We start from the raw sequence: 15,587 nt of genomic DNA, 5'->3' as shown, positions 1-15,587 counted from the left end.
CCCATTATTGGCCTAAAGGATTTCTTTTTCTATAGACCTCATACATCAATAAACCAGCTGCTACCGATGCATTTAACGACGTTACTTGTCCTACCATAGGGAGACGGATGAGGAAATCGCATTTTTCCTTCATTAAACGGGCCATTCCTTTACCTTCACTACCAATTACAAGTCCAATGGGCATCTTGCCGTCCATGTTACGGTAATCATCGCTACCTTTCGCATCTGTACCGACAATCCAGACACCACGCTCTTTTAACTCTTCAACTGCTCGTGCCAAATTCGTAACACGAGCAACTGGAATATACTCAATTGCACCGGTCGATGCTTTCGCTACTGTTGCCGTTAATCCCACTGCTCTCCGTTTTGGAATAATAATTCCATGGGCTCCGACAGCATCTGCTGTTCTCATAATTGATCCTAAATTATGTGGATCTTCAACTTCATCAAGAATCATGAAAAATGGCGCTTCATCCCGTTCTGCCGCTTTGGCGAATAAGTCATCCAATTCTACATATTCATAAGCCGCCACTTGTGCGACAACACCTTGATGAATACCATCTGCCATTTGATCAATTTTTTTCTTTGGAACAATTTGCACAAATACCTTCTTTTCTTTAGCAAGACCAATTAGTGGTTGCATTGACCCTTTTTGTGAGCCTTCTGCTATCCAAATTTTATTTATATCCCGTTCGGAGCGAAGTGCTTCCAATACGGGGTTTCTTCCAATGATGTATTCTTCACTCATGGGTTACTCCCCTTTTCTTCTTCAATGAATTCAATAGACTTTCTAATAAGCTCTTCCATTCTTTCTATTCGACCTGATAAATACAGAAAGCCCATAAGAGCCTCAAAGGCCGTACTGTAACGATACGTTTGCACATCTGTATTCTTCGGAACCGAACCGGATTTCGCATTACGGCCGCGACGGACGACAGCGGATTCTTCTTCTGATAACCAACCTGACTCCAAGAAAAAATGAATAATCCTATTTTGAGCTTTAGCTGATACAAAAGATGTTGCTTTTTTGTGAAGAAGATTAGGCTTGACCGCTCCTTTTTGAATGAGATGATGCCGGATATACGTTTCATATACGGCATCACCTATATAGGCTAGAGCAAGACTGTTTAACATTTTTTCATCTACTTTATTATCGTAATGAAGCATCAATTACCCTCTTTTCCATCTTGTACCTTGAGGGGTATCCTCTAATATAATATTCATGTTTTTCAAGCGGTCACGAATTTCATCAGATAACCCAAAGTTGCGATCTTTCCGCGCTTGAATTCTCTGCTGAATCAAGCCTTCAATTTCTTCATCCAACAACCCTTCTTCTTCTAGAGACAAACCTAGAACTGAAAACAGTGTTTGGAATTCTTCAAGGAAAGCCTCAATGACTTCCTTGTCGGTATTTTTCTCCATCAAGTAATAGTTTGCTTGCTTGGACAGTTCAAAGAGAATGGATATCGCGTTAGCTGTGTTAAAATCATCGTCCATTTCTTGAATGAACTGTTCATGTAACGCATTTACTTTCTCCAGCCAAACATCATTATTCTCAGTCAACCCATCACTCACTTGGAGACGATGCTTTAAGTTTTGGTATGATGTTCTTAAACGATCAAGTGCCGCTTTTACATTCTCTAGTACTTCTTCGCTGTAATTGATAGGATGGCGGTAATGTACGGATAACATGAAGAAGCGTAACACTTGTGGATCATGCTTCTGAATGATGTCATGCACAAGAACAAAATTGCCTAAGGACTTAGACATTTTTTCATTATCAATATTGATATACCCGTTATGCATCCAATAATTCGCAAAGGTCTTGCCCGTTAATGCCTCAGATTGTGCAATTTCATTTTCATGATGGGGAAAAGCTAGATCTTGGCCGCCTGCGTGTATATCAATTGTATCGCCCAAATACTTTCTGACCATGGCAGAGCATTCGATATGCCAACCGGGACGCCCCTTACCCCATGGACTCTCCCAAGATATTTCACCTTCCTTAGCCGCTTTCCAAAGGGCAAAATCAAGGGCATCTTGTTTTTTCTCACCAATTTCAATGCGTGCCCCAACTCGAAGCTCATCGATGGATTGGTGGGACAACTTTCCATACCCTTCAAATTTACGAGTTCGGTAGTACACATCACCTTCAGATTCATAGGCGAATCCTTTTTCAATCAATGCCGAAATAAATTCAATAATTGTATCCATGTTCTCCATCACGGTCGGATGTGCATCCGCCTTTTTGCAACCAAGCGCAGAAACGTCTTCAAAATACGCCTTAATAAAACGTTCTGAAATGGTCGGGACATCTTCCCCCAATTCTTTTGCTGCGCGAATGAGTTTATCATCAACGTCTGTGAAATTCGAAACAAATTGAACTTCATACCCACGATAATCTAAATATCTTCGAACGGTATCAAATACTATTGCGGGTCTAGCATTTCCAATATGAATGTAATTGTAGACAGTAGGTCCGCACACATACATTTTCACCTTTCCTTCTTCAATCGGAACGAAGGCTTCTTTCTGTCTTGTAACTGTGTTATATATTTTAATTGCCATATTATAAACTCCTTTCTTCCTGCCTCTGCTCAGCCAACTTCGCTTTTAAGGCAAAGATTTCTTTATCCATTTCCTTAAAACGGTCAGCAATCGGATCAGGAAGATCTGAATGATTTAAGTCTTTATTGATTTTGATACCATCTCGAATGACTACTTTACCTGGAATGCCTACCACCGTTGAATTAGGAGGTACTTCCTTTAAAACGACAGAACCTGCACCGATTTTTGAGTTTTCACCAACTGTGATGGAACCCAGCACTTTTGCTCCTGTTGCAATCAATACATTATCTTTTATCGTAGGATGGCGTTTTCCCTTTTCCTTACCTGTTCCTCCAAGCGTGACCCCTTGAAAGACAGACACATTGTCGCCAATTTCACATGTTTCACCAATGACGATCCCCATTCCATGATCAATGAAAAATCGACGGCCTATAGTAGCCCCTGGGTGAATTTCAATCCCGGTAAAAAACCGACTGATCTGAGAAATACTTCTCGCTAGGAAAAAAAACTTCTTCTTGAAAAGTGCGTGAGCCATTCTATGACTCCAAATTGCATGTAAACCAGCATACGTTAAAATAACTTCCAAATAACTACGCGCAGCAGGATCTTGATCAAAAACCACTTCGATATCCTCTTTAAACATCTTTAACAAAATGATTCCCCCCTATGTTCCTTCCTTATCCAGCATCCCCTCATAAACCTTTTAAAGCATATAAAAAAGCGTCTCTGTCCTAATAGACAGAGACGCTCTAAGCGCGGTTCCACTCTGTTTGGAATGGTTTCCAGCAGGTAAAAAGCACCCCTTTTTTTCCATTCCCAACTTTTATCCCTATAACGGAGGATATTCCGCCTGTGCCTACTAGAGGTTAGTTCAGCAAAGGACTCAAGGGTGCATTTCAGAAAACGAGAGGCTTGAACCACTTTCAGCAGGTTATGGTTCTCTCTAATAAGCTTCGTTTACTTACTTCTCCCCATCTACGCGTTCTTTTGTAAGATTATTAAATACTATATTACATTTTTGACAAATTGTTAATATAAAATACTTTGAATACGTTGTTTAATTTTTTCTTTGCCAAGTAATGAAATAGCTTTAGGCAAGTCAGGTCCATGTGTTTGACCAGTCACAGCTGCACGAATTGGCATAAATAATTTTTTCCCTTTATGCCCTGTGCTTTTTTGTACAGCTTTAATTGACTTCTTGATTTCGTCGGCCTTAAATTCCTCCAGCCCTTCGATTTCTTGAAGGAAAGCATTCATGACTTCTGGTACTTGTTCTTCTGCTAGGACTTCTTTCGCTTCAGTCTCAAACTCGACCTCATCCTTGAAAAATAGTTCAGACAGCTCAACAATTTCCGCTCCATAGCTCATCTGCTCTTGATAAAGAGAAACAAGCCCGTGTACCCACTCTTCTTCTTCAGCAGTTAGGGACGCAGAAACCTTCCCAGCCTTGATTAAATGTGGCATAGACAATTCCACTGCACGATCCTCATCCAATTGCTTCACATATTGGTTATTCATCCAAGTAAGCTTTTGCTTATCGAAAAGTGCAGGCGATTTAGACAATCGATCAGCATCAAAAAGATTAATAAACTCTTCTTTTGAGAAGATCTCTTCCTCGCCGCCCGGTGACCATCCTAGTAAAGTAATGAAGTTGAATAACGCTTCAGGCAAATAACCCAGCTCTTCATATTGCTCAATGAATTGAATAATCGATTCATCACGTTTACTTAGTTTTTTTCGGCTTTCATTTACAATTAGAGTCATATGACCGAACACAGGCGGTTCCCAACCGAACGCTTCATAAATCATTAATTGCTTTGGAGTATTGGAGATATGATCATCACCGCGAAGAACATGGGAAATCTTCATCAAGTGATCATCCACCGCTACCGCAAAGTTATAAGTTGGAATACCATCTTTTTTAACGATAACAAAGTCTCCAAAACCATCTGTCTCAAACGATACGTCATCCTTAACCATATCTTTGAACGTAAGGACCTTACCCGAAGGAACGGCAAAACGAACGCTAGGCTTTCTGCCTTCTGCCTCTAGTTTCACTTGCTCTTTATCAGTTAAATGCCTGCACTTCCCTGAATACTTTGGTGTTTCATTACGTTCAACCTGTCCTTCCCGCTCTGCTTCAAGTTCCTCTTCCGTACAATAGCATTTATAAGCCAAGCCCTTGTTCAGAAGCTCTTGATACAATCCTTGGTACAGGTCGTTTCTCTCTGATTGACGATACGGGCCATATTCCCCGCCAATATCAACACCTTCGTCCCAGTCCATACCAAGCCATTTTAAATATTTCAGCTGACTTTCTTCGCCGCCTTCAATATTTCTCTTTTTGTCGGTATCTTCAATCCGGATGATGAATTTCCCGCCCTTATTTCGTGCGTATAAATAATTAAATAAAGCCGTCCGTGCATTTCCTATATGTAAATGTCCAGTCGGACTCGGTGCATAGCGAACTCGAATATCGCTGCTCATGATATATCTAGACCTCCCAGTCTTTCTTTTCTATCGTTTATTTTATCATTTAAATTCATTGGGATAAAGGCATCCACTCTAAAAACGAATTTAGTTTGATTTAACCAATAAGACAACAGCCTGTGCCGCAATTCCTTCACTTCTGCCAGTAAATCCAAGCTTCTCGGTTGTGGTTGCTTTTACATTGATTTGATCAACTGAAGCATCTAAAAGTTCTGCAATCCTGACTCGCATTTCTTCAATATATGGAGCCATCTTCGGACTTTGTGCAATGATTGTACAATCAGCATTCCCTAGTACATAGCCTTCTTTTTTTACAATCGCCCAAATATACTGCAGCAGTTTTGCCGAATCAGCGCCTTTAAATTCCGGGTCAGTATCCGGAAAATGCTTACCAATATCTCCTGCACCAATTGCCCCTAAGCAAGCATCGGCAACAGTATGTAGAAGCACATCCGCATCCGAATGGCCAAGTAACCCTTTCTCATAAGGAATTGTAATCCCACCAATAATTAAAGGTCTTCCCTCTACAAGCTGATGAACGTCATATCCTTGTCCAATTCGAAACATCTTATTCTCCCCTATCATCAAAGTTGTTGTTTATGTAAAATCGCTTCTGCAAAATAAAGGTCTTCCTGTGTCGTAATTTTAATATTATCATAATTGCCTTCAATAATAACTACCTGTTCGTTGATCCGTTCTAGCAAACTTGAATCGTCCGTACCTAAAAATGACTCTAACTCCGCCTGTTCATGCGCCCTTTTTAATATAGATACACGAAAAGCTTGTGGAGTTTGTACCGCCCACAAGCTTGATCGTTCCACCGTTTCTAGAACCTTTTTATCGGCGGCTTTTTTTATAGTATCCTTTACTGGAACCGCAATGACCGCCCCTCCATGAAGGGAAGCAGAAGACGTTAATTCACTGATTTGCACCTGGTCGATAAAAGGGCGAGCGCCGTCGTGGACCAGGATAATTTCTTCTCCTGCATGTTTTAGCCCATTATAAACACTCTGTTGACGTTCCTTGCCACCTGTCACGAGTTTCTTGACCTTCTTAAGGTCATAAGTCTCTATCATTTGTATGAAATAATCCTCTTCTGCCGGATTTATCGAAAGGATAATCCCCCGACAGTTAGGATCTTCTTCAAAAACACGAAGTGTATAAACAATAATCGGGGTACCTGATAGTTCAATAAAAAGTTTATTCTTGCCCGCTTTCATTCGTTTTCCTTGTCCAGCTGCAGGTATCACTACTTCATAAAACATAACGGTTTCTCCTACTCTTCTTTATAATGCTTTTTCTAATAGTTTCGGTTTAGCAAAAATCATCCGACCTGCTGAGGTTTGCAGTACACTTGTCACAAGTACATCAATGCGTTTTCCAATATGATCACGGCCACCTTCGACAACAATCATCGTACCGTCATCTAAATAAGCAATGCCTTGATTCTGCTCTTTCCCATCCTTAATGACTTGCACATTCATTTCTTCCCCAGGAAGTACAACCGGTTTAACAGCATTCGCCAGGTCATTAATATTAAGGACTGCTACATTTTGAAACTCGCATACTTTATTTAAATTAAAGTCATTTGTAACAACCATCCCACCTGATATTTTGGCAAGCTTCACTAATTTACTGTCCACTTCTTGGATGTCTTCAAAATCCCCTTCGTACATCTCTACTTTAATCGGTAGTTCTTTTTGAATCCGGTTAAGGATATCCAATCCACGTCTACCGCGGTTCCTTTTCAAAGCATCTGAGGAATCAGCAATGTGCTGAAGCTCGTTTAATACGAATTGTGGTATTACTATGGTCCCCTCTAGGAAGCCTGTCTGACAGATATCTGCAATTCTACCGTCAATAATAACGCTTGTATCGAGGATCTTCAATCGCTTGCTGTAACCTTCTTCGTCCTCTTCATTTTCTTCACCGTCTGAAGTTTTTTTCTTATTATTTTTCGTAAATAAATTCAATAGTTCATCACGTTTTTTAAAGCCAACCTGAAACCCAAGATAACCAAACAAAAGCGTAAGGATGATAGGAACTACTGTATTTAAAATGGGCACCCTAATTGCACTAAAAGCGGATCCAACTAAAAATGCCGCAAGTAGTCCTACTAAAAGACCGACGCTGCCAAAGATTATATCCGTACTTGGTATCTTAACAAGCTGTTCCTCCAGCCACTTCATAAAATAGATCACATGATCTACTGCCCAAAAAGTAATAAGATAAAAGATAATGGCACCCAACAGTACACTTACATAAGGATTGTTTATTAAAGCAATATCATCTGCATGTAAAACAGTTAATAATTCCGGAATAAGTAACATACCAAGTGTCCCACCGACTATTAAGAAGCATGCTTGTATAATGCGTTTTAACATCCCTTTCACCTCCCTCTACTCATTATTGACCAATAAAAAAAAATGAAACCTTCGAAAATTCGTTTTCATTATATACGTGAAATTCACCTAAGGAATTAGTGGATTTACAAATATGATTCCTTCTCTTTTTCGTATTATTAGCCTAGCACCCTAAGTTTTGAGTGTCAAAAATAAACACTAATCAATTTAAAGCTAATATAGGAAAATTCAGATGCAAGTTTGCACCTTACATCCTTCGATTTGTGACAAGCTGATTTTTCAAAATACGAAGTCCTTCTCTAATTTTATTGGCACGGACTTCCCCAATACCTTCTACATCGTCAAGATCTTCAACCGTCGCTTTATTGACCTCCTTAAAGCTTTCGAACTGTTTCACTAAATTTTCAATGATCAAACCCGGCAAGCGTGGGATTTTATGAAGAATCCGGTATCCACGGGCATGTATAGCCTCATCAAGATGAATGTAACCATGATAGCCCAGTACTTTTAAAAGTATGCTTTCGTCCAATTGTTCCTGCATGGCCAACTCTTGAAGCCGGAAGATGATTTCTTCAGGTTTTTCATCATTACTAGAGGTATAATCCTTGATAAGCCATTTTCCTTCCGTTTCAATATCCGCCAGAATTTCGTTCATTTGCAGACGGATCAACCGTCCTTCTGTACCGAGTTCATTTAGGTAGGTAAGTAACTCCGCTTTGATTCGAAGAACCATAACATAACGATGAAATACTTGTAAAAGGTCAGCATAGGTCACAAGTTCTTCAAATTCCAGAGCTCCTAACACCGATATGCTCTGCTGCAGAACCACCTTATATTTTTCCAAGGTTTGAATGGCTAGATTAGCCTTAGCGAGTATGACACCAATATCTTTAAGGGCATATCGAAAATTACCTTGATATAAAGTAATTACATTTCGACGTTGTGAGATTGCAATTACTAAAGACTTGGTCTCTCTAGCTACACGTTCCGCTGTCCGGTGCCGCATACCTGTTTCAGTGGAGGGTGTACTATTATCAGGTACTAATTGAGCATTGGCGAAAATGATAGTATCTGCCTTTTCATTTAAAATGATGGCTCCGTCCATCTTCGCCAGCTCATATAATGTACTTGGGGTACAGTTACAGTTAATTTGGAAGCCACCATCTACAATTGTGCGCACCTTTTCGTTATATCCAACTACAATCAATCCACCCGTATTTGCCCTCAGGACATTTTCAATGCCTTCCCGAAGCGGGGTACCCGGGGCTACAATTTGCAAAATCTCCAATTTTGTTTTCTCATACCCTTTTTTATCTGTCATCTTTCCCCCCCTAACGATTGATGAAGAGCCTCCGAAACCGATGAAACCCCAACGATCTTAATACCCTTTGGAGCTGTCCATCCACCTATATTATTAGCTGGTATAATGACCCGTTCAAACCCCAGTTTTGCTGCTTCCTGTACTCGTTGTTCAATCCGGGACACCCTTCTTACTTCCCCCGTTAACCCAACTTCTCCAATGATGCAATCGGCGGGATTTGTTGGTTTATCACGGAAGCTTGAGGCAATGCTAATTGCCACAGCCAGATCAATTGCCGGTTCATCCAGCTTGACACCTCCAGCAACCTTTAGGTACGCATCTTGGTTTTGTAATAACAAACCCACTCTCTTTTCCAAGACCGCCATTAAAAGCGAGACCCTATTGTGATCAATTCCAGTAGCCATTCGCCTTGGATTTCCAAAACTCGTCGGCGAAATTAATGCCTGAATTTCGACAAGCACCGGTCTTGTTCCTTCCATTGACGCAACAACGGTAGATCCCGAAGCTCCTTGTGACCGTTCCTCAAGGAAAATTTCTGAGGGATTCGCGACTTCTTCTAGACCATGTTCCTTCATTTCAAAAATACCCATCTCATTTGTCGAACCAAAGCGGTTTTTGACCGCGCGTATAATTCGATATGTATGGTGTCTTTCTCCTTCGAAATATAAAACAGTGTCTACCATATGCTCAAGCAACCTTGGCCCGGCAATCGCCCCTTCTTTCGTAACATGCCCGACGATAAAGATCGCAATTCCATTCGTCTTCGCAATACGCATGAGCGATGCCGTACATTCCCTTACTTGTGAAACACTTCCCGGCGCGGAAGTCACTTCAGAATGATACACCGTTTGAATTGAATCAATAATAACTAAATCCGGATTTACCTCTTGAATTGCCTGTTGGATATAATCCATATCAGTTTCTGCATAAACGAATAGATTTTCTGACATAACCCCAAGCCGGTCTGCTCTCAGTTTGGTCTGTTTAACTGATTCTTCACCTGAAATATATAGCACTTTTTTCTGTTTATGCGCCAACTGTGAAGATACTTGCAAAAGTAGGGTAGATTTACCAATACCCGGATCTCCTCCAATTAACACAAGTGACCCCTGCACAATCCCGCCACCAAGCGCACGATTCAATTCCATTAAATCTGTCTTAATCCGAGGTTCCTTGTCTGACTGAATAGTAGTTATAGGTGCCGCCTTCTCACGTTCCCCTGAACCTCTAACCTCTGAATGAGTAAAAGCTCCTTTTCTAGCCGGTTTAACAATTTCGGTTTCCTCGACCATCTTATTCCATTCTCCACAGCCCGGGCATTTTCCCATCCACTTCGCCGATTCATACCCACAAGACTGACACATAAACTTAGTTTTCTTTTTTGCAGCCATAATTACTCCTCTTCCTATTTGAAAAAATACCTATATAAAGGATATTATATCTCGGTTTTATTTAAACCTTCTTAATGATAAGTTTTTTAGAAAATAACTTCTGCACCCATATTTCCTTTTTTTTCGCCAGATATTGATTGCTAAAAATTTTAAATATGAACATTTCTACCTATGAATAAAAAACAGAGGTACACTGCAAAAAATCTGCGTGTACCTCGAAGTTTAGAATCAGATTATTCACTTACGTTAACAGGTTCGCCTTGTCGGATTGCAAACTCATTATTCACAACGTCCATCACGACCGTTTGCCCTTTTTTCACATTACCTTTAAGCAACTCTTCGGACAAATAATCTTCTACATGTTTCTGAAGCGCTCTTCGGATTGGACGTGCTCCGTATTCAGGATCAAAGCCTTCCGTAGCAATTTTTTCTCTAGCCGCATCTGTCAGCTCCAAGTATATTTCCTGTTCTTTCAAACGGGTAGTCAGCTGATTAGACATTAATGTAACAATTTGTTTCAAGTGATCTTTCTCTAACGCGTGGAACACGATGGTTTCATCAATACGATTCAGGAATTCTGGACGGAAGGCACGTTTAAGTTCTTCCATCACTTTCCCTTTCATATTTTTGTAGTCCTGGCCAGTGTCCTGGATGTTAAAGCCGACATACTTATCAATTTTTAATGCAGAAGCCCCAACATTTGAAGTCATAATCAGAATCGTATTCCTAAAATCAACAGTACGGCCTTTAGAGTCTGTCAGCCTTCCGTCTTCTAGTACTTGAAGAAGAATATTAAAAACATCTGGATGTGCCTTTTCAATTTCATCAAGCAGAACGACGGAATATGGTTTTCTCCGCACTTTTTCTGTTAACTGTCCGCCTTCTTCGTATCCTACATATCCTGGAGGGGATCCAACAAGACGTGAAGTTGAATGTTTCTCCATATATTCAGACATGTCGATCCTTATCATGGCATCTTCATCACCAAAGATGGATTCAGCTAGAGCACGGGCAAGCTCGGTTTTACCAACTCCTGTAGGCCCCAAGAAGATGAATGAACCGATTGGACGCTTAGGATCTTTCAATCCTGCTCTTGCACGCCGTACCGCTTTAGAGACTGCTATGACGGCTTCTTCCTGCCCAATTACACGATCATGGAGGATTGATTCCATATTAAGCAGTTTATCAGACTCAGTTTGCGCCAGTTTAGTGACCGGGACTCCAGTCCAGCTGGAAACGACATGGGCAATATCGTCCACTGTCACTTCACTATTCTCTTGCCCTTGTTTTTCTTTCCATGTTTTCTTCGTTTCTTCCAATTGTTCTCTTAAACGTTGTTCTGTATCGCGAAGTGAAGCAGCTTTTTCAAACTCTTGACTTTGAACGGAAGCGTCCTTTTCCTTACGAACATCATCTAGTTTCACTTCAAGTTCTTTTAAGTTTGGTGGTGTTGTATATGAGCGTAACCGTACTTTTGAACCTGCTTCATCAATCAAGTCAATCGCTTTATCCGGTAAGAAGCGATCGGAAATATAACGATCAGATAATTTAACTGCAGCGTCAATCGCTTCATCCGTAATTGAAACGCGGTGATGGGCTTCATACCGGTCACGTAAACCCTTCAATATTTGAATGGACTCTTCCATCGTTGGCTCGTCGACTTGAATTGGTTGAAAGCGTCGTTCGAGCGCAGCGTCTTTTTCGATATATTTACGGTACTCATCCAAAGTCGTTGCACCGATACATTGTAATTCACCACGGGCCAATGAAGGTTTAAGGATATTAGAAGCATCAATGGCACCTTCAGCCCCGCCAGCACCAATCAATGTGTGCAACTCATCGATGAATAAGATGATATTGCCTGCCTGACGAATTTCGTCCATTACTTTCTTTAAACGGTCCTCAAACTCACCACGATATTTCGTACCAGCTACAACAGTACCCATATCAAGTGTCATAACGCGTTTATCGCGCAGGATTTCAGGTACCTCATTATTAATGATCTGTTGAGCAAGACCTTCAGCGATGGCTGTTTTACCAACCCCAGGTTCACCGATTAATACTGGGTTATTTTTTGTACGACGACTTAATACCTCAATGACTCTCTGTATTTCCTTGCTTCTTCCGATAACAGGATCCAGGCTGCCTTCACGAGCAATCGCCGTTAAATCTCGGGCAAGACTATCCAGGGTTGGTGTGCTTGCATTTGAGGCTGCTGACCCCTGATGTCCACCTGATTCATTACTGCCTAACAGTTGTAATACCTGCTGGCGTGCTTTATTTAAGCTTACTCCAAGGTTGTTCAGTACTCGGGCTGCAACACCTTCGCCTTCTCGTATTAGACCAAGAAGTACATGCTCTGTCCCAACATATGAATGGCCTAATTTTCTTGCTTCATCCATAGAAAGCTCAATGACTTTTTTAGCTCTTGGGGTATAGTGTATTGTTTGGGCAGTATCCTGTCCACGGCCAATCAGATTTTCTACTTCTTTCTGGATTTTTTCCGCTCCTAAACCAAGAGCATATAACGCTTTAGCTGCAATACCATCGCCTTCTCGAACCAGGCCTAACAAAATATGTTCTGTACCAATATTATTATGTCCTAAGCGGATTGCTTCTTCTTGGGCTAATGCTAATACTTTCTGGGCTCTTTCAGTAAAACGACCAAACATCATAGGGAATTCCTCCTTAATAATTTTCGTTTTGAGTAAAGCTACTCTAAGTAACGGCAGAAGCTTCATTGCACTACATTTATTACATGAATATAGGTACTCACTCAGAGGTAATTACCCTCTATGAGGAGGAAGTTTCCGTGAAGTTTAAGCGTTCTCGAATGAGTGCTGCTCTACGGATATCCCTTTCATGGGATCTTAATGGGCCACCTGCGTATTTTTGTAAAAATCCTGACTGAGTTAATATCATCAACTCATTTAAGATGCTTTTAGAAATATTTTTTATATACCCAAGATCTATACCTAACCTAACATCGGAGATACAGGTAGTTGCTTCCTTAGTCTCAATGACTCGAGCATTAGACAAAATCCCATAAGAACGGTAAACTCTATCTTCTAATTGTATGTGAGAGGTCTTCACTAATGCATCCCTTGCTGACCTTTCCTGGGCAATGATTTGTTGAACTACACTCGTTAGATCTTCAACAATGTCTCTTTCAGACTTTCCGAGAGTAATTTGATTAGAGATTTGAAAGATATTCCCTAACGCTTGACTGCCCTCTCCATAAATCCCTCGAACTACCAACCCTAATTGATTGATAGCCGGTATAATTTGATTCATCTGCTGTGTAAGGACTAGGCCCGGCAGATGCATCATGACCGAAGCCCTTAATCCTGTTCCCACATTAGTTGGACAACTAGTTAAGTATCCTCTTTCTTCATCATATGCATAGTCTATGGATTCTTCAATCCAATCGTCAAGAACATTTGCGAGCTTTAACGTTTCTTTTAGCTGCAACCCAGACATTAAACACTGAATACGGAGATGATCCTCTTCATTGATCATGATACTTATTTCTTCATTTTCCGAGAGAAGACAAGCACCTTTTGCTGATTCATCAACTAAATGAGGACTGATTAAATGCTTTTCAACGAGAACACGCTTTTCTAGTGGTTGGATTTGGTCAATCTCTAGAAGTTCAAGTTTGCCAATCTCCGGGGTAACTTCCTCTTCAATTCTTTTTTTTACTAATTCAATGATTTCTTTAGCTTCTTCGTTAGAAAAGGAGGTAGGAAAGGTGAAATCTTTGAAGTTCCTGGCCAACCGAATTCTAGAACTTAATACAATATCAATTTCAGGCCCTTCGGCACTCATCCAGGAACTCAAGGCGTTTTCTACAAACTTTTCTAAACTCATAATTCGTCGCCTCCCTCTTGTGCTTCATACCTTTTTTCAAGGGAGCGAACCTTATCTCTTACTTCTGCTGCTTTCTCAAATTCCTCTTGATTGATGTGAATCTTTAAAACCTCTTTCAAATCTGAAATTTGTTTTCGAAGATAAATGGTGCCACCAATCCTTTTTGGAATTTTACCTATATGTGCAATGTTGCCGCTATGAACCCTCTTTAAAATCGGATTTAATTGATCATTGAAAGTTTTATAACATTCAGCACATCCAAATTTACCAAGGTGGACAAACTCTTTATAGGATCGGTGACAATGAGGGCAGCGCTTCTCTTCTGTCTTAGGAAATGCATTTGCCTTCGTCTGTTGAATATTCGACTCCATATTCAACAATCCTGCTAACAAATTATTTATTGAAAAACCATGTCCTCCTGCAACCATAGCCATTTCACCTTTTTCCTGAGCACATTTCTCACAAATCATAACCTCGGTTTTTTTTCCATTAATGATCTTGGTGAAGTGCAGGGTAGCAGGCCTTTGATGACATTCTTGGCAAATCATGTTCATCACCTCTGCCAGTCTTATTTATATTTTAAAGTTGTAAGCATCGCAGTTAAAATCCTTGCCCTAAGCTCATCTCGATCGGGTAAATCTATATAAATCACCGATCTATCAATGACGCTCATCATGATCTTGGCTTCTCTTTCATTTATAACTTCTTCACTCATAAGCCGAGAAATAACTCCTTCAGCCATCGATTGGGTTACCCTAGAACCAATAAGGGATAATAATTGGTTAATAAGATGCACGTAATCCTGCGATTTCACTTTCATGATCCGTATATAACCGCCGCCTCCACGCTTACTCTCTACAACATAACCTCTTTCGATTGTAAACCTGGTATTAATTACGTAATTGATTTGAGAAGGAACACACTGAAATTTATCTGCTATTTCACTTCTTTTAATTTCTAAGATATCTTTCTGACTTATTTCTAGTACTTGTTTCAAATAAGTTTCGATAATATCAGATATGTTTCTCACTCAGCCTCCTCCAATCTGACTTTGACTATATTTGACTATTATTATACAAGGAAAAATGCATTTTGCAACTTAAATGCACTCATTTAAATGTATTATCCATTTTCTCCAAATTATATGTACTTACATACCCTAATGCACACTAAAATTTAAATATCTTACATAAATACCCTAAACAGTTAAACACAAAACCTATTTTATAATAGAATATTCTATTACGTGTATTAATTCTCCTGCCGAATCCAAACACCTGGTCAAATACAAAGAAGACCAACATCTTTGCTGATCTTTAAATCGCTATCTATTTGTAAAAGAAAAAAGACCAGCCAAGGATGGCTGATCTTTTTGAATGGCTTGGCGGCGTCCTACTCTCACAGGGGGAAACCCCCAACTACCATCGGCGCTGAAGAGCTTAACTGCCGTGTTCGGAATGGGAACGGGTGTGACCTCTTCGCTATCGCCACCAAACAATAAAGGAACGTTGTTCCTTCAAAACTAGATAATAAGAAGGTATTTCATTTTTTAAAGCGTGGTTAAGTCCTCGATCTATTAGTATC

At 40.2% G+C, this 15,587-nt stretch carries 14 protein-coding genes, 1 rRNA gene and 1 other annotated feature; all 15 genes read right to left on the bottom strand.

All coding sequences use genetic code 11. The features are described from left to right. Window positions 1-4: 4 nt before the first annotated feature. Window positions 5-748, bottom strand: a complete 744-nt coding sequence (gene rlmB / locus AC1DUW_RS02600) for a 23S rRNA (guanosine(2251)-2'-O)-methyltransferase RlmB (protein ID WP_053349079.1) — start codon at window positions 746-748, stop codon at window positions 5-7. Next, window positions 745-1,167, bottom strand: a complete 423-nt coding sequence (locus tag AC1DUW_RS02595) for a Mini-ribonuclease 3 (RefSeq protein WP_053349080.1) — start codon at window positions 1,165-1,167, stop codon at window positions 745-747. Before AC1DUW_RS02595 ends, rlmB begins: the two co-directional genes overlap by 4 nt. Window positions 1,168-1,170: 3 nt before the next feature. After that, the gene (gene cysS, locus AC1DUW_RS02590) at window positions 1,171-2,568 is read right to left on the bottom strand and encodes a cysteine--tRNA ligase (RefSeq protein WP_053349081.1); all 1,398 of its coding nucleotides are present in this window, start codon (window positions 2,566-2,568) and stop codon (window positions 1,171-1,173) included. A gap of 1 nt (window position 2,569) precedes the next feature. Continuing rightward, window positions 2,570-3,220, bottom strand: coding sequence for a serine O-acetyltransferase (cysE, locus tag AC1DUW_RS02585; protein ID WP_053349082.1), 651 nt, complete (start codon window positions 3,218-3,220; stop codon window positions 2,570-2,572). Window positions 3,221-3,305: 85 nt separating this feature from the next. Beyond that, window positions 3,306-3,555, bottom strand: a binding site (T-box leader). Between the two features lie 42 nt (window positions 3,556-3,597). Next, window positions 3,598-5,055: a glutamate--tRNA ligase gene (gene gltX, locus AC1DUW_RS02580; protein ID WP_477641943.1), complete on the bottom strand. Its 1,458-nt coding sequence runs from the start codon at window positions 5,053-5,055 to the stop codon at window positions 3,598-3,600. Between the two features lie 90 nt (window positions 5,056-5,145). Continuing rightward, window positions 5,146-5,625: a 2-C-methyl-D-erythritol 2,4-cyclodiphosphate synthase gene (gene ispF / locus AC1DUW_RS02575; RefSeq protein ID WP_053349084.1), complete on the bottom strand. Its 480-nt coding sequence runs from the start codon at window positions 5,623-5,625 to the stop codon at window positions 5,146-5,148. Window positions 5,626-5,642: 17 nt separating this feature from the next. After that, window positions 5,643-6,323 carry a 2-C-methyl-D-erythritol 4-phosphate cytidylyltransferase gene (gene ispD / locus AC1DUW_RS02570; RefSeq protein WP_053349085.1) on the bottom strand — a complete coding sequence of 227 codons (681 nt, stop codon included), beginning with the start codon at window positions 6,321-6,323 and terminating at the stop codon, window positions 5,643-5,645. A gap of 21 nt (window positions 6,324-6,344) precedes the next feature. Continuing rightward, complete coding sequence (locus AC1DUW_RS02565; protein WP_053349086.1) at window positions 6,345-7,442, bottom strand: PIN/TRAM domain-containing protein; 1,098 nt, start codon at window positions 7,440-7,442, stop codon at window positions 6,345-6,347. A gap of 226 nt (window positions 7,443-7,668) precedes the next feature. Continuing rightward, window positions 7,669-8,742 (bottom strand): DNA integrity scanning diadenylate cyclase DisA, encoded by a 1,074-nt coding sequence (gene disA, locus AC1DUW_RS02560; protein WP_053349087.1) that lies wholly within the window; start codon window positions 8,740-8,742, stop codon window positions 7,669-7,671. Next, entirely contained in the window at window positions 8,739-10,133 is a 1,395-nt protein-coding gene (radA, locus tag AC1DUW_RS02555) for a DNA repair protein RadA (protein WP_053349088.1), read from the bottom strand. The genes disA and radA overlap by 4 nt, the downstream gene beginning before the upstream one ends. A gap of 233 nt (window positions 10,134-10,366) precedes the next feature. Continuing rightward, the gene (gene clpC / locus AC1DUW_RS02550; RefSeq protein ID WP_053349089.1) at window positions 10,367-12,808 is read right to left on the bottom strand and encodes an ATP-dependent protease ATP-binding subunit ClpC; all 2,442 of its coding nucleotides are present in this window, start codon (window positions 12,806-12,808) and stop codon (window positions 10,367-10,369) included. 118 nt (window positions 12,809-12,926) lie between these two features. After that, window positions 12,927-14,003: a protein arginine kinase gene (locus tag AC1DUW_RS02545; protein ID WP_053349090.1), complete on the bottom strand. Its 1,077-nt coding sequence runs from the start codon at window positions 14,001-14,003 to the stop codon at window positions 12,927-12,929. Next, window positions 14,000-14,551 carry a UvrB/UvrC motif-containing protein gene (locus AC1DUW_RS02540; RefSeq protein ID WP_201188188.1) on the bottom strand — a complete coding sequence of 184 codons (552 nt, stop codon included), beginning with the start codon at window positions 14,549-14,551 and terminating at the stop codon, window positions 14,000-14,002. Before AC1DUW_RS02540 ends, AC1DUW_RS02545 begins: the two co-directional genes overlap by 4 nt. A 20-nt stretch (window positions 14,552-14,571) precedes the next feature. Continuing rightward, window positions 14,572-15,033 carry a CtsR family transcriptional regulator gene (locus AC1DUW_RS02535; protein ID WP_053349092.1) on the bottom strand — a complete coding sequence of 154 codons (462 nt, stop codon included), beginning with the start codon at window positions 15,031-15,033 and terminating at the stop codon, window positions 14,572-14,574. A gap of 349 nt (window positions 15,034-15,382) precedes the next feature. Beyond that, a 5S ribosomal RNA gene (gene rrf, locus AC1DUW_RS02530) occupies window positions 15,383-15,498 on the bottom strand. Between the last annotated feature and the right edge of the window lie 89 nt (window positions 15,499-15,587).

This window comes from Peribacillus sp. P4_C12 (assembly GCF_056402095.1).
This window is presented reverse-complemented; position numbering and strand designations above follow the sequence as displayed.

What these genes read in the sequence shown, in the direction of transcription:
- AC1DUW_RS02595 (WP_053349080.1), bottom strand. Translation starts at nt 1,167, where the DNA reads ATGCTTCATTACGATAATAAAGTAGATGAAAAAATGTTAAACAGTCTT.
- radA (WP_053349088.1), bottom strand. Translation starts at nt 10,133, where the DNA reads ATGGCTGCAAAAAAGAAAACTAAGTTTATGTGTCAGTCTTGTGGGTAT.
- rlmB (WP_053349079.1), bottom strand. Translation starts at nt 748, where the DNA reads ATGAGTGAAGAATACATCATTGGAAGAAACCCCGTATTGGAAGCACTT.
- ispD (WP_053349085.1), bottom strand. Translation starts at nt 6,323, where the DNA reads ATGTTTTATGAAGTAGTGATACCTGCAGCTGGACAAGGAAAACGAATG.
- AC1DUW_RS02545 (WP_053349090.1), bottom strand. Translation starts at nt 14,003, where the DNA reads ATGAGTTTAGAAAAGTTTGTAGAAAACGCCTTGAGTTCCTGGATGAGT.
- AC1DUW_RS02540 (WP_201188188.1), bottom strand. Translation starts at nt 14,551, where the DNA reads ATGATTTGCCAAGAATGTCATCAAAGGCCTGCTACCCTGCACTTCACC.
- cysS (WP_053349081.1), bottom strand. Translation starts at nt 2,568, where the DNA reads ATGGCAATTAAAATATATAACACAGTTACAAGACAGAAAGAAGCCTTC.
- disA (WP_053349087.1), bottom strand. Translation starts at nt 8,742, where the DNA reads ATGACAGATAAAAAAGGGTATGAGAAAACAAAATTGGAGATTTTGCAA.
- gltX (WP_477641943.1), bottom strand. Translation starts at nt 5,055, where the DNA reads ATGAGCAGCGATATTCGAGTTCGCTATGCACCGAGTCCGACTGGACAT.
- ispF (WP_053349084.1), bottom strand. Translation starts at nt 5,625, where the DNA reads ATGTTTCGAATTGGACAAGGATATGACGTTCATCAGCTTGTAGAGGGA.
- clpC (WP_053349089.1), bottom strand. Translation starts at nt 12,808, where the DNA reads ATGATGTTTGGTCGTTTTACTGAAAGAGCCCAGAAAGTATTAGCATTA.
- AC1DUW_RS02565 (WP_053349086.1), bottom strand. Translation starts at nt 7,442, where the DNA reads ATGTTAAAACGCATTATACAAGCATGCTTCTTAATAGTCGGTGGGACA.